Genomic DNA, 13,082 nt, shown 5'->3' on the forward strand with positions numbered 1-13,082 from the left:
CGGGGGTCAACGACTCGCGCCGGCCCGGCGCTTGTTGTAGACGTCGAAGGCCACCGCGACCAGCAGCACCAGCCCCTTGACCACCGACTGCGTCGAATGCTCGACCCCCATCAACTGCATACCGTTGCTCATCACGGCCATGATCAGGCCACCCACCATGGCACCCACCACGGTACCCACCCCACCGGTGACGGCCGCTCCGCCGATGAAGGCCGCCGCGATCGCGTCCAGCTCGAACATGTTGCCCGCGGCCGGCTGCGCGCTGTTGGAACGCGAGGAGAAGATGACCCCGGCCACCGCGGACAGGAAGCCCATGTTGACGAAGATCCAGAAGTTGACGGTACGGACCTTCACCCCGGACAGCATCGCCGCCGGCAGGTTGCCGCCGATCGCGTAGACCTGCCGACCGAAGACGGTACGGCGGGTGAGCAGCCCGTAGACCAGCACCAGCACGGCCAGGATGATCAGTACGATGGGCAGGCCCCGGGCGTTGGCCAACTGCCAGGCGAACCACATGACCACGGCACCGACCAGGACCATCCGCGCGACGAACAGGGCGAAGGACTCCACCGGCTGCTGGTAGCGGATCCGCGCCACCCGGGTCCGGAAGCCGCTCACCACGTAACCGGCCACCGCTATGCCGCCGATGAGCAGGGTGAAGGCGTCGTAGCCGTCGCCGCCGATGAGTCCGTTGAGGAAGCCGGCCGCGATCTGGTTGTACTCGGCCGGGAAGGGCGACAGGGAGACGTTCTCCAGCACCCGCAGGGTCAGACCCCGGAACAGCAGCATGCCGGCCAGGGTCACGATGAAGGCCGGGATGCCGACGTACGCGACCCAGAAGCCGTGCCAGGCGCCGACCGCCAGCCCGACGGCCACCGCCGCCAGCACCCCGACCCACCAGGGCTGCCCCTGCCGGATGATGACCACGGCGCTGACCGCGCCGGTCAGCGCCACCACCGAGCCGACCGACAGGTCGATGTGCCCGCCGATGATCACGATGACCATGCCGATGGCGAGCACGAGGATGTACGAGTACTGCAGGACGATGTTCGTGATGTTGCCCGGACTCAGCGAGACACCCTCGGTGAGAACGGCGAAGAGGGCGACGATGACGACCAGCGCCGCGAAGATGCCACTCTGCCGCAGATTGTTCATGATCAGGGCGCGCGGGTCGCTGCTGCCGACGTGCAGGACGGCGGCGGGAGTAGCCTCGGCCGACCCACCCTTGTGGACCGAGGAGGGCTTGGTGCTGGTCATCAGACGGATTCCTTGTCCCTCGCCATGAGTTCCATCAGCTTCTCCTGGGTCGCCTCGGCCGCCGGCAGCACGCCGGTGATCCGACCCGCCGACAGGGTGTAGATGCGGTCGCACATGCCCAGCAGTTCCGGCAGCTCGGAGGAGATCATGACGACCGCCTTACCCTCGGCGACCAGCCGGTTGATGATCGTGTAGATCTCGAACTTCGCCCCGACGTCGATGCCCCGGGTCGGCTCGTCCAGGATCAGCACGTCCGGATCGGTGAACAGCCACTTGGACAGGACGACCTTCTGCTGGTTTCCGCCGGAGAGCTTGCCCACCACGGACAGCACACTGGGGGCCTTGATGTTCATGTCCCGGCGGCTGTCCTCGGCCACCCGGGTCTCCTCGTTGTCGTGCACCCAGCCGGCCCGGGACAGCTTGCGCAGGCCCGCCGAGGAGACGTTGTGCCGTACATCGTCGATGAGGTTGAGCCCGAAGCGCTTGCGGTCCTCGGTGGCGTACGCGATGCCGTTGCCGATCGCCTCGGCCACCGAACGCGCTCTGATTTCCTTGCCGTGCAGGTACAGCCGACCGGAGATGTCCCGCCCGTAGGAGCGCCCGAAGACGCTCATCGCCAACTCGGTGCGGCCCGCCCCCATCAACCCGGCGATGCCGACCACCTCCCCGGCCCGTACGTTCAGGCTGGCCCGGTCGACCACCAGCCGGTCCTGGGTGGGGTGCCGGACGGTCCAGTCCTCGATGCGCAGCACCTCCGCGCCCGGGGAGGAGACCCGGTCGGGATAGAAGCTGTCCAGGTCCCGGCCGACCATGTCCCGGATGATCTGCTCCTGGGTGACCTGGCCCGAGCCCATCTCCAGCCGCCGCACCGTCCGGCCGTCGCGCAGCACCGTGGTGGAGTCGGCGATGGCGGTGATCTCGTTCAGCTTGTGCGAGATCATGATGCAGGTGATGCCCTGGTCACGCAGCCGGCGCATCAGGTCCAGCAGGTGTGCCGAGTCGATGTCGTTGAGGGCGGCCGTCGGCTCGTCCAGGATCAGCAGTTTGACCTTCTTGGACAGCGCCTTGGCGATCTCGACCAGTTGCTGCTTGCCGACCCCGAGCTGCACCACCGGGGTGACCGGGTTCTCGTGCAGGCCGACCGAGGCGAGCAGTTCGGCCGCCTCGGCGTTGGTGCGGTTCCAGTCGATCAGGCCGCTGCGGCCCCGGCGTTCGTTGCCGAGGAAGATGTTCTCGGCGATGGACAGGTACGGCACCAGGGCCAGTTCCTGGTGGATGATGACGATGCCGTGGGCCTCGCTGTCGCGGATGCCCCGGAAGTCCACCGGCTTGCCGTCGAGCAGGATCTCCCCGGAGTAGCCGCCCGTGGGGTACACCCCGGACAGCACCTTCATCAGGGTGGACTTGCCGGCGCCGTTCTCACCGCAGATGGCGTGGATCTCGCCACGGCGTACGGCGAGGGTGACGTCCTGAAGCGCCGCCACCCCCGGGAAGGTCTTGGTGATGCGACGCATCTCGAGGATGTGGTCGTCCATGCTCACCCTCCTGCGGTCTCGATCAGGGTGCGGGCGAAGTGTGCGGTGGTAAGCGATCCGGGCTCGGCGGCGAGTGCTCGCCGCCGAGCCCGGGGATGACGCCGTCAGCCCTTGGCCTGGCCGGCGGCGACCTCCTCGGCGGTGAAGTAGCCGGAGTCGATCAGGACCGGCTTGATGTCGTCGGCGAACACGGTCTCGATCGGCAGCAGGTACGACGGCACCACCTTGACCCCATTGTCGTAGGTCTCGGTGTCGTTGGCCTGCGGGGTCTTGTCCTGCAGGAAGGACTCCGCGGCGATCGCGGCCTGCTCGGCCAGCAGTCGGGTGTCCTTGAAGATGGTGGAGTCCTGCACCCCGTCGTTGATCAGTTTGACGGAGGCGATCTCGGCGTCCTGCCCGGTCACCACCGGCATGTCGTCGCGGTAGCCGGCGTTCTGCAGGGCGGTGATGATGCCCCGGGAGAGACCGTCGTACGGCGAGAGCACCCCGTGCACCTTGGTGCCGTCGTTGTAGCTGGAGGTCAGCAGATCCTCCATCCGCTTCTGCGCGCCCTCCTGCTGCCAGCGCAGGATCGCCACCTGATCGATCTTGTTCTGCCCGGACTTCACCTTCAGGGTGCCGGCGTCGATGAACGGCTTGAGGGTGTCCATCGCCCCGCCGAAGAAGTACTGGGTGTTGTTGTCGTCCAGGGAGCCGGCGAACAGTTCGATGTTGAACGGCCCGGTCGCCTCACCCTTGGCGCCGTCCTTGGTCTGCAGGCCCAGCCCGACCAGCAAGGCGGTGGCCTGGGCCACCCCTACCTTGTAGTTGTCGAAGCTGACGTAGAAGTCGACATTGGGGCTGTCCCGGATGAGCCGGTCGTAGGAGATCACCGGGATCTTGGCGTCGGCCGCCGCCTGCAACTGCCCGCTGAGCGCGGTGCCGGCGATCGCCGCGATGATCAGCACGTCGGCCCCACGGGTGATCATCTGGTCGACCTGCTGGGACTGGGTGGGGATGTCGTCGCCTGCGTACTGAAGGTCCACCTTGTAGCCCTTGGCCTCCAGCTTCTCCTTGACGAAGTTGCCGTCGGCGATCCATCGCTCGGAGGTCTGGGTGGGCATCGAGACGCCGATGGTCAGATCACCGGGCTTGTCGCTGTCGTTACCGCTGCCGGCGCCCTCACCACTGCACGCCGCCAGGCTCAGCGCCAGCACGGCGCTACCGAGAGCGGCCAGGATTCTTCTGCTCACTGGCTTCCCCAATCTGAACTCGCGCCGTCGCCCCGGCGGCATGGGTCGCACTTGGAGGCCAAGTGTTAGCGCTCACATCGACCAGGTCAACACCTGTTCTGAGATCCAGCGGTCACGGTCTCGTAACGTTCCCGCCACTCCCCCGATCGGCTGGGGAACCGCAGGTGGCGGCCGGTGGCGAGGGCTGAGATCCCCCGGAACCAGGGCGTGCCGGCCACGGCACCCCCCGTGGCCGGCACGCCGGTCCGCAGTCGCGCGGGTTTCTCAGCCCCCTATCGCGATGGCGAAGATGTGCATGGTCGGTACGTTGGCCGCCGGCCGGGCGCTGATGTTGGGCAGTTCCACCCGGCTCACCGGCTTGTTCTGCAACCCCACCCCGAGGTAGTAGATGCAGGCGGAGACGTTGTGCCGCTGGTTGCCGGGGCGGTTCTGGTATGCCATCACGATGGCGGCGGAGCCACCGGCGTGCGGTCCGCCGTACCAGTCCGGGGTGCTCAGGGTGAAGCTCTGCCGGGTCCCGTCGGCGTAGACCACAGTGGCCGTGCCGGACACCGCACCGTAGGTGCCGGTGGCGAGGATCCCGAGGGTACGCCCCGTGCCGGTGACGCCTATCGACTGGCCGGAGGCGATCGCGTTGTCCGCGCCGCCGGGGGCCACGGCGGGCCAGCGGAAGTTCACCCCGTTGCGGCTCACCGTGCTGCCCGGGGTTACCCCGGCCTGGGCCAGGGCCTGGGCGGAGAGGCTGGCGCCGTTGCCGTCGAAGTTGGCCACCCCGGTGTTGCTGTCGTTGCTGGTGCCGGCGTTGGTGAAGCTCTGCTCCAGGGTCGGTGCGGTGGGCGTACCCACCGAGCCGGTGGCCCGGTAGGTGCGCCCGCCCTGCACGGCTACCTCGATCAGGTCGGGCTCGATCCGGGTGGTCCGGGGCGAGGTGCCGTCGGCGGTGTCGACCAGGGTGAAGGTGCCGGTGAACATCCGGGCCCGCAGGCGTACGGTGCCGGGCCGGTCCGGCCGGACGAGGATCTCGGTGGCCTGGCCGTTGCTCCAGGTCAGGCCTACGGTGTGGCCGCCCCGCCCGCGCAGGCCGCTGACGGATCCGGTGGGCCAGGCGGTCGGTAGGGCGGGCAGCAGGTGCAGCTCACCGGCGTGACTGTGCAGCAGCATCTCGGCGATGCCGGCGGTGGCGCCGAAGTTGCCGTCGATCTGGAACGGTGGGTGCAGGTCGAACATGTTCGGTGCCAGCCGGGCCGGGGTGGCCAGGTAGCGGATGAGGTCGTGCGCCCGGTTGCCCTCTTCCAGGCGGGCCCAGAAATTGATCTTCCAGGCCAGGGACCAGCCGGTGCCGTCGTCGCCACGGATCTCCAGGGTGCGTCGGGCGGCCTCGAACAGTTGGGGGGTGCCCCGCCGGGTGATCTGATTGCTGGGGGCCAGGCCGTACAGGTGGGAGACGTGCCGGTGGTTGCGTTCGGTCTCCACCCAGTCGTAGAGCCACTCCATGATGTTGCCGCGCGAGCCGACCCGGGTCGGGGCCAGCCGGTCGCGGGTGGCCCGGACCTGGGCCCGGAAGGTGGCGTCGGTGTTGAGGAGTTCGCTGGCCCGGGCGCAGCCGTCGAAGAGGTCCCGCAGGATCTGGTTGTCCATGGTCGGACCGGCGCAGACGCTGGCGTCGGCATGGTGGCCGATCTCGGGTGAGTTGGAGGGGTTGGTGACCAGGTAGCCGAGGGTGGGTTCGGTGACCAGGGTGTCGAGGAAGAACTGGGCGGCGCCCTTCATCGCGGGGTAGTTGGCGCGCAGGAAGTCCAGGTCCCCGGTGAACAGGTAGTGGTCCCAGATCATGGTGGCCAGCCACGCCCCGCCGGTCTGCCACATCCCCCAGAAGGCGCCGTCGACCACGGAGGCGCCCCGCCAGGCGTCGGTGTTGTGGTGGGTGACCCAGCCACCGGCGCCGTACTGCACCTGGGCGGTGCGGGCCCCGCTGACCGTCAGGTCCTGGATCATCGCGAACACCGGCTGGTAGCACTCGGACAGGTTGGTGGTGTCCGCCGGCCAGTAGTTCATCGGCAGGTTCGCGTTGATGGTGTACTTCGAGTCCCAGGCCGGGGTCAGCGAGTCGTTCCAGATGCCCTGGAGGTTCGCCGGTTGGGTGCCCGGCCGCGAGGAGGAGATCAGCAGGTACCGGCCGTACTGGAACAGCAGGGCCGAGAACTGCGGGTCGTTGACGGTGTTGTGCTGGGCGATGCGTACGTCCGTCGGCTGGTCGGCCGCCGAGGTCCGCCCCAGGTCGAGACTCACCCGGCCGAACAGCACCTGGTAGTCGGCGACATGCCGGGCGCGCAACTGGTCGTAGCTGCTGGCCCGGGCCGCGGTGAGGTGCCGTCGCGCGATGCCCTGGTAGTCGCCGCCGACGTTGCGGAAGTTGACATAGCTGGAGCCGATCGAGATCAGCAGGGTCACGCTGGTGGCCCCGGTGACCCGCAGGGTCCCGCCGGAGCTGCTGACCGTGCCGCCGTTGACGGTGGCGTGGGCCAGGGCCAGGAACCGGACCGCCCCGTTGACCCCCTCCTGGTTGCCGGAGATCCCGTCCAGACCGATCGTCGCCCCGTCCGGGCTGGACACGGTGGTCCGCTGCGGGCTGTCGAAGGTGGCCGTGAAGGTGATCGAGGCGGACCGGTCGGCGGTCAGCCGCATCGCGATGATCTGGTCCGGCGCGCTGGCGAAGACCTCCCGCTGGTAGCGCACCCCGCTCATCAGATAGGTGACCGAGGTGGTCGCGGTGGTCAGGTCCAACTGCCGGTGGTACTGGGAGGTGCCGGTGGCACCGGGGAAGGCCAGTCGGAGGTTGCCGACGGTCTGATAGGCCAGCTGTCCTACCGGGTTGCCGAGCATGGTCTGGTTGATCAGGTTCTGGGCCTGGGACCACTGGTTGGCGAAGACCAGTCTGCGGATCTCCGCCAGCGAGCCGGCGCCCCGGGGGTTGCTGGAGTCGTGGGGGCCGCCCGCCCAGACGGTGTCCTCGTTGAGTTGCAGGCGTTCGGTGTCGCTGTTGCCGAACACCATGGCCCCCAGTCGGCCGTTGCCGATCGGTAGGGCCCGCAGCCAGTCGGTGCCGGCCCCCCGGTCGTACCAGAGGGCCAGGTCGCCGGCCGCCAACACCTGCGGGGGCGCCACCGAGCCGGCCCGGGCGGTGGCGGTCCAGGGCAGCGGCAACAGGGCTCCGCCGGCACCCGCCGCGCCGATTGTGAGAGCCTGCCGTCGGGTCAGATCTGACATCGATCCTCCAAAGGGGTGACCGACCCCGGCCACCCGAAGCGCGGAAACGTGAATGGGCACCTGCTGGATCAGCCGGTGGACGCCAATCCCGGCCGCGACGCGTCAGGTAGCCGATAGCCTGCGAGACAGGCAGACATCTGATGTGTTTCCGAAATGTTACTCCCGCCACCAGAGATAGGCAATGGTCAATGCAACGGCATTCAGTTGACCTGACCCGGCAGAAGATGCTGGTTGAACAGCTCACAGGGCAGGATCAGACCCACCCTCGGCGATCAGGGGATCGGATGTCAGCGGCCGCTTACATCAGATGTATTCGGGAGGACGGCCGTTCAGTGTCGGTCGCCCGGACGGCCACGGCGAGGGGCCAGGCTCCGATCCGCACTGGCCAGGCGGGCCAGGGCGGCGGCACGGAGCACGGCGGGTTCCTCGTAAGCAAGCCGCCGGGCGTGCTCAGCGATCAGATCCGGGATCCGGTAGCGGGTGCCACACTCGACGACCAGTCGACGCTCGCACAGGTCGGCCAGGGTGCGTCGGGCGTACACCGGGGTCAGATTGCCCAACGCCGCTGCCGCGCACACGTCGAAGTCCGGCCCGGGATGCAGGCCCAGGTACCGGAACAGTCGTCGCCGGCTGGCGGGCAGAGCCCGGTAGGTCGACTCGAAGGCGGCCACGCAGGACTGGTCACCGGATGCGGCGACCGACCGCTGCCGTAGCCGATCGAGCTCGATGAACGCGGCGACCGTACCGTTCGACCTGCCTCCCGCGTACCCCACCCGGCCTGACAGCCGCATGAAACCCCCTCCTACCAGCGAAGTCCCGACAACTGCCTCCGACTTCGACGATGGGCCGTCGCAGGCGACGAAGGTGTCACACTCCTGATGCCGAAAGATAAAATGTTATCGATAACAAGGCAAGGGCCAATGACATCGGCGCTGGTCAGCGGGCAAGCCAGCCGCCATCGACCGGGATCACCACGCCGTGCAGGTAGGCCGCCGCGTCGGAGGCCAGGAAGACCGTGATGCCGGCCAGGTCCTCCGGACGGCCCCAGCGGCCGGCCGGAATCCGCTCCAGGATCGCCCGGTTGCGCTCCGGCTGCTCGCGCAGCGCCTGGGTGTTGTCCGTACTGATGTAGCCCGGGGCGATGGCGTTGACATTGACCCCGTGCCGGGCCCACTCGTTGGCCAGGGCCCGGGTCAGACCGGCGATCCCGGATTTCGCCGCGGCGTAGCCGGGGACGGTGACACCCCCTTGGAAGCTCAGCATCGAGGCGGTGAAGATGATCTTGCCGGTGCCGCGCGCGATCATGCCCCGACCGACCTCCCGGGCCAGCACGAACGGGGCGTTGAGGTCGACCTCCAGCACGTGGTCCCAGTCGGTGTCGGCATGCTCGGCAGCGGGTGCCCGGCGGATCGTGCCGGCGTTGTTGACCAGGATGTCCACCGGCCGGTCCCGCTGCCCGAGCCACTGCGCCAGCGCCCGCACGGCGTCCCGATCGGACAGGTCCGCCCGATACGGCAGGAAGACCCGGCCGTACGCCTGCACCCGCCGGGCGACCTCGCTGCCGGTCTCCTCCAGCCCGGCGCTCACCCCGATCACGTCGGCACCGGCGGCGGCCAGGGCCTCCGCCATGGCCAAACCGATGCCGCGACGGCAGCCGGTCACCACGGCCAACCGGCCGGTGAGGTCGAACATGGTCACCTGTCTCCTCCACAGTCGATGAGCACCTTGACGTCACCCCCGGCGGCCAGCGCCTCGAAGGCCTGCGCCACCTCGGTCAGCGGCACGATCCGGGAGATCAGCCGATCGGCGGGCACCTGGGCACCGTGCACCAGCCGGACCGCCTCCACGTAGTCGGCGTGCTCGTAGACCCGTACCCCGATCAGCTCCAGCTCCCGCCAGAAGATCCGGTGCAGGTCCACCTCCCGGGGGGTGGGGTGGATCGCCACCACGACCAGCCGCCCGCGTACGGCCAGCAGTTCCGTGGCGGTGCGGACCCCGGCGGCCGAGCCGGACACCTCGTACACCACCTCGGCCCCGGCTCCCCCGGTGATCTCGTGCAGGTACCCGACCACATCGACCGTGTCGGGGTCGACCGTGGTCAGGCCGATCTCGGCGGCGAGTTCGCGGCGTCGCGGGTCGAGTTCCAGCACGGTCACCTCGGCCCCGGTGGCCCGGGCCACCGTGCCGATCAGCAGCCCGACCGGGCCGGCGCCGATGACCACTGCGTGTTCTCCGGCGACCAGCCGGGAGCGTCGTACGTCGTGCACGGCCACCGCGGTCGGCTCCACCAGGGCGGCGTGGGTCAGCGGCAACCCTTCCGGCAGCGGCACCAGGAGCCGGGCCGGCACCGTCCAGGACCGCTGCATGGCCCCCGGGGAGTCGATGCCGACGAAGGTCAGCCGGTGACAGATGTGGGTGTGCCCGGCCCGGCAGGCCGGGCAGCGGCCACACCAGTCCAGCGGCATCACCGTCACCGGATCACCCACCCGGTGACCCTCGACCCCCGCGCCCACCTCGGCGATCCGGCCCGACATCTCGTGCCCGATCACCGCCGGTACCCGGACCCGCTGGTCCATCGCCCCGTGGGCGATGTGCAGGTCGGTGCCGCAGATGCCGGTGTAGGCGACCTCGATCCGGACCTGTCCCGCCTCGGGGGGCACCAGTTCGGTCTCCTCGACGACGAAGGTCTGCTCACCGATGTAGTACGCGCTGCGGTTCACGCCGCCTCCTCGGTCCGGTGCCGCTGGTGGGGGATGCTGAGGGGACACCGTCCGGCCGGCGTGGACCACGACCACGGCAAACGTCCGACGTCTCTATAGTGGTGGGGCCGATCGCCGGCGGCGGATCCGCGTCGGGGGTGCCCGGCGGGCCGGTGGCGAAGGGGGCGTGGATGGCACTGACCGACGACGCGATCGTGAAGATCCGCAGCATGATCCAGAGCGGTGAGTTGCCACCGGGGGCGCGGCTGCCACCGGAGCCACAACTGGCCGCCCAGATGGGGTTGTCCCGCAGCGGGGTCCGCGAGGCGGTCAAGGTGCTGGAATCGGCCCGGGTGCTCGACGTCCGACGGGGCGACGGCACCTACGTCACCAGCCTCGCCCCCCGGCTGCTGCTGGAGGGGCTGGGCCTGGCGGTGGAACTGCTGCGCGACGACACCCTGCTGGAGGTGATGGAGGTCCGGCGGATGCTGGAGCCGGTGGCCACCGGCCTGGCGGCGTTGCGGATGACCGACACCCGACTCGACGAGCTGGCCCAGATCCTGCAGGACATGCGGGCGGCGGCGGACGACGCCGAGAAGCTGATCCAGTTCGACACCGCCTTCCACCACACCGTCATCGCGACCACCGGTAACGAGACCCTGACCTCCCTGCTGGACGGGCTCTCCAGCCGGACCCTGCGGGCCCGGGTGTGGCGAGGGCTGATCGAGGGCAACGCGGCCCACAAGACCATCGACGAGCACCAGGCCATCTATCAGGCCCTGCGCTCGCGGGACCAACTGCTCGCCCAGGCCAGTGCGTTGATCCATGTGAACACCTCCGAGGCCTGGCTGCGTACCGTGCTGGCGGCCAAGCCGACCCGGTCCCAACGCCCCGGTCACGCGGGGCCGGCCGGGACGGGGTCCCGCCGGCCGGCCAGGTCGTAGGTGCGCAGGGCGGTACCGGCGAAGATCTCGTAGCGCTGCCGGTCGGCCAGCGGGGGCAGGGCCGCCTGCAACGCCCGCAGCACCCCGGGGTAGTCCGCTCTGAGCAGGCACACCGGCCAGTCCGAGCCAAACATCAGACGTTGCGGGCCGAACTGTGTGACCGCCACCTCGACGAAGGGCCGCAGGTCCGCCGGGGACCAGTCCGGTGCCGCCTCGGTCACCAGACCGGACAGCTTCGCGGTCACGTTCGGGTGGGCGGCCAGGTCGGCGAAGGGGGTACGCCATCGGCGCAGCCCGGCCGCCCCCTCGTCGATGCGGGGCTTGCCCAGATGGTCCAGGACGAAGCGGAGTTCCGGCAGGGCCCGCGCTGCCCGGACGGCCGACGGCAGCTGATCGGCCCGGATCACCAGATCGAACACCAGCCCGGCGGCGGCGATCTCGGCCAGTCCTCGGCGTACCTCCGGTCGGTCCAGATAGTCGGGGTCGGTCTCTCCCTGCACCTGCGAGCGGAGCCCGACCAGCAACTCCCCGCCGCGCAGCCGCCGGTACCCGGCGATGGTCTCGCCGACCTCACCGGAGCCCACATCCAGCCAGGCCACCACCCCCAGGATCGGGGCGGTGTCGGCGGCGTAGCCGAGGAACTCGGCCGCCTCGTCGGGATGGCACCGGCCGCCCTCGACCAGCACGGTGCCCTGCACCCCGGTGGCGGTCAGCTCGGCGGTCAGGTCCTGCGGGGTGAAGGGCCGGCGGAGGACCTCCAGCCCCGGCTCGTTGAGCCAGGTGTAGCCGCGCTCCGGGCGCCACAGGTGATGGTGCGAGTCGATGATCATGCGGGTGCTCCCGCCATGGTCGGTGCGGCCCATTCCGGGCCGTCGGGATAGCGGTAGTCGGCCAGCGCGGCGGGTACGAGTTGGGCGCTCATCCCAGGGGCGGTGGGGGCCAGGTAGCGTCCGCCACGGATCCGTACCGGATCGACGAAGTGTTCGTGCAGGTGGTCGACGTACTCGATGGCCCGGTCCTGGGTGCTGCCGCTGAGCGCGACGAAGTCGAACATGGCCAGGTGCTGCACCAGTTCGCACAGCCCCACTCCCCCGGCGTGCGGGCAGACCGGCACCCCGAACTTGGCGGCCAGCAGCAGGATCGCCAGGTTCTCGTTGACCCCGGCCACCCGGCAGGCGTCGATCTGCACCACGTCGACCGCCTGGGCCTGGAGCAACTGCTTGAACATCACCGCGTTGTGCATGTGCTCGCCGGTGGCCACCTTGACCGGCGCCAGGGCCGCGCGGACGGCGGCGTGGCCCAGCACGTCGTCCGGGGAGGTCGGCTCCTCGATCCAGTAGGGGTCGAATGCGGCCAGTTCCCGCATCCACCCGATCGCCTCGGGCACCCCCCAGACCTGGTTGGCGTCGACCGCGATGCGGACCCGCGGCCCGACCGCCCGCCGGGCGATACCCATCCGGCGTACGTCCTCGGCCAGGTTGCCGCCGACCTTCAGCTTGATCAGCCCGTACCCCGCCTCGACGGCCTCCCGGCACAGCCGGGCCAGCTTCTCGTCGTCGTAGCCCAACCAGCCCGGGGTGGTGGTGTAGGCCGGGTAGCCCTCGGCCCGCAGGATCGCCTCCCGCTCGGCCCGACCCTCGGCGGCGGCCCGCAGCAGCGCCAGGGCCTCCTGCTCGTCCAGGGCCTCCCGCAGGTAGCGGAAGTCCACCTGGGCCACCAACTGTTCCGGGGTGAGGTCGGCCAGCAGCTTCCACAGCGGCTTGCCGGCCCGGCGGGCGGCCAGATCCCACACCGCGTTGATCAGGCCCCCGGCGGCCATGTGCACTACCCCCTTCTCCGGGCCCAGCCAGCGGATCTGGCTGTCCCCGACGAGTCGGCGGGCCAGGGTGCCGGGATCGGCGACGAGTTCGTCGACCGGTTGACCGACCACCATCGCGGCCAGCGACTGCACCGCGGCCACCTGGATCTCGGTGCCCCGGCCCACCGTGAAGACCAGGCCGTGCCCCTGCGCCCCGGCGGTGGTACGCAGCAGTACGTACGCCGCGGAGTAGTCCGGGAAGGGGTTCATCGCGTCCGAGCCGTCCCGGTGGCGGGAGGTGGGGAACCGCACGTCGATGGCCTCGACGGAGGAGATGAGTTCTGTCACCG

At 69.8% G+C, this 13,082-nt stretch carries 10 protein-coding genes; 1 reads left to right on the forward strand and 9 read right to left on the reverse strand.

What is annotated here, in order from left to right:
- Positions 1–6: 6 nt before the first annotated feature.
- From mmsB to ACGFIK_RS12645, 7 genes are all read right to left on the reverse strand, one after another.
- Positions 7–1,257: a multiple monosaccharide ABC transporter permease gene (mmsB, locus tag ACGFIK_RS12615; protein ID WP_327026149.1), complete on the reverse strand. Its 1,251-nt coding sequence runs from the start codon at positions 1,255–1,257 to the stop codon at positions 7–9.
- Positions 1,257–2,792, reverse strand: a complete 1,536-nt coding sequence (gene mmsA / locus ACGFIK_RS12620) for a multiple monosaccharide ABC transporter ATP-binding protein (RefSeq protein WP_327026150.1) — start codon at positions 2,790–2,792, stop codon at positions 1,257–1,259. Before mmsA ends, mmsB begins: the two co-directional genes overlap by 1 nt.
- Positions 2,793–2,896: 104 nt before the next feature.
- Positions 2,897–4,024, reverse strand: a complete 1,128-nt coding sequence (gene chvE / locus ACGFIK_RS12625; protein ID WP_327026151.1) for a multiple monosaccharide ABC transporter substrate-binding protein — start codon at positions 4,022–4,024, stop codon at positions 2,897–2,899.
- Positions 4,025–4,288: 264 nt separating this feature from the next.
- Positions 4,289–7,291, reverse strand: coding sequence for a glycoside hydrolase family 95 protein (locus tag ACGFIK_RS12630; RefSeq protein WP_327026152.1), 3,003 nt, complete (start codon positions 7,289–7,291; stop codon positions 4,289–4,291).
- A gap of 329 nt (positions 7,292–7,620) precedes the next feature.
- Positions 7,621–8,082 carry a hypothetical protein gene (locus tag ACGFIK_RS12635; RefSeq protein ID WP_393339244.1) on the reverse strand — a complete coding sequence of 154 codons (462 nt, stop codon included), beginning with the start codon at positions 8,080–8,082 and terminating at the stop codon, positions 7,621–7,623.
- Between the two features lie 145 nt (positions 8,083–8,227).
- Positions 8,228–8,983, reverse strand: a complete 756-nt coding sequence (locus tag ACGFIK_RS12640; RefSeq protein WP_393339480.1) for an SDR family oxidoreductase — start codon at positions 8,981–8,983, stop codon at positions 8,228–8,230.
- A 2-nt stretch (positions 8,984–8,985) separates the two neighbouring features.
- Positions 8,986–10,011, reverse strand: a complete 1,026-nt coding sequence (locus ACGFIK_RS12645; protein WP_327026154.1) for an alcohol dehydrogenase catalytic domain-containing protein — start codon at positions 10,009–10,011, stop codon at positions 8,986–8,988.
- A gap of 170 nt (positions 10,012–10,181) precedes the next feature.
- On the opposite strand from ACGFIK_RS12645, the gene ACGFIK_RS12650 reads away from it, so the two are divergent.
- Positions 10,182–10,934 carry a FadR/GntR family transcriptional regulator gene (locus tag ACGFIK_RS12650; RefSeq protein ID WP_327026155.1) on the forward strand — a complete coding sequence of 251 codons (753 nt, stop codon included), beginning with the start codon at positions 10,182–10,184 and terminating at the stop codon, positions 10,932–10,934.
- On the opposite strand, the gene ACGFIK_RS12655 is transcribed toward ACGFIK_RS12650, so the two are convergent.
- Entirely contained in the window at positions 10,886–11,764 is an 879-nt protein-coding gene (locus ACGFIK_RS12655) for an amidohydrolase family protein (RefSeq protein WP_393339248.1), read from the reverse strand. The genes ACGFIK_RS12650 and ACGFIK_RS12655 overlap by 49 nt on opposite strands.
- Positions 11,761–13,080, reverse strand: a complete 1,320-nt coding sequence (locus tag ACGFIK_RS12660) for an enolase C-terminal domain-like protein (RefSeq protein WP_393339251.1) — start codon at positions 13,078–13,080, stop codon at positions 11,761–11,763. Before ACGFIK_RS12660 ends, ACGFIK_RS12655 begins: the two co-directional genes overlap by 4 nt.
- Positions 13,081–13,082: the final 2 nt, after the last annotated feature.

The organism is Micromonospora sp. NPDC048871 (assembly GCF_043198155.1).
GTDB lineage: Bacteria > Actinomycetota > Actinomycetes > Mycobacteriales > Micromonosporaceae > Micromonospora.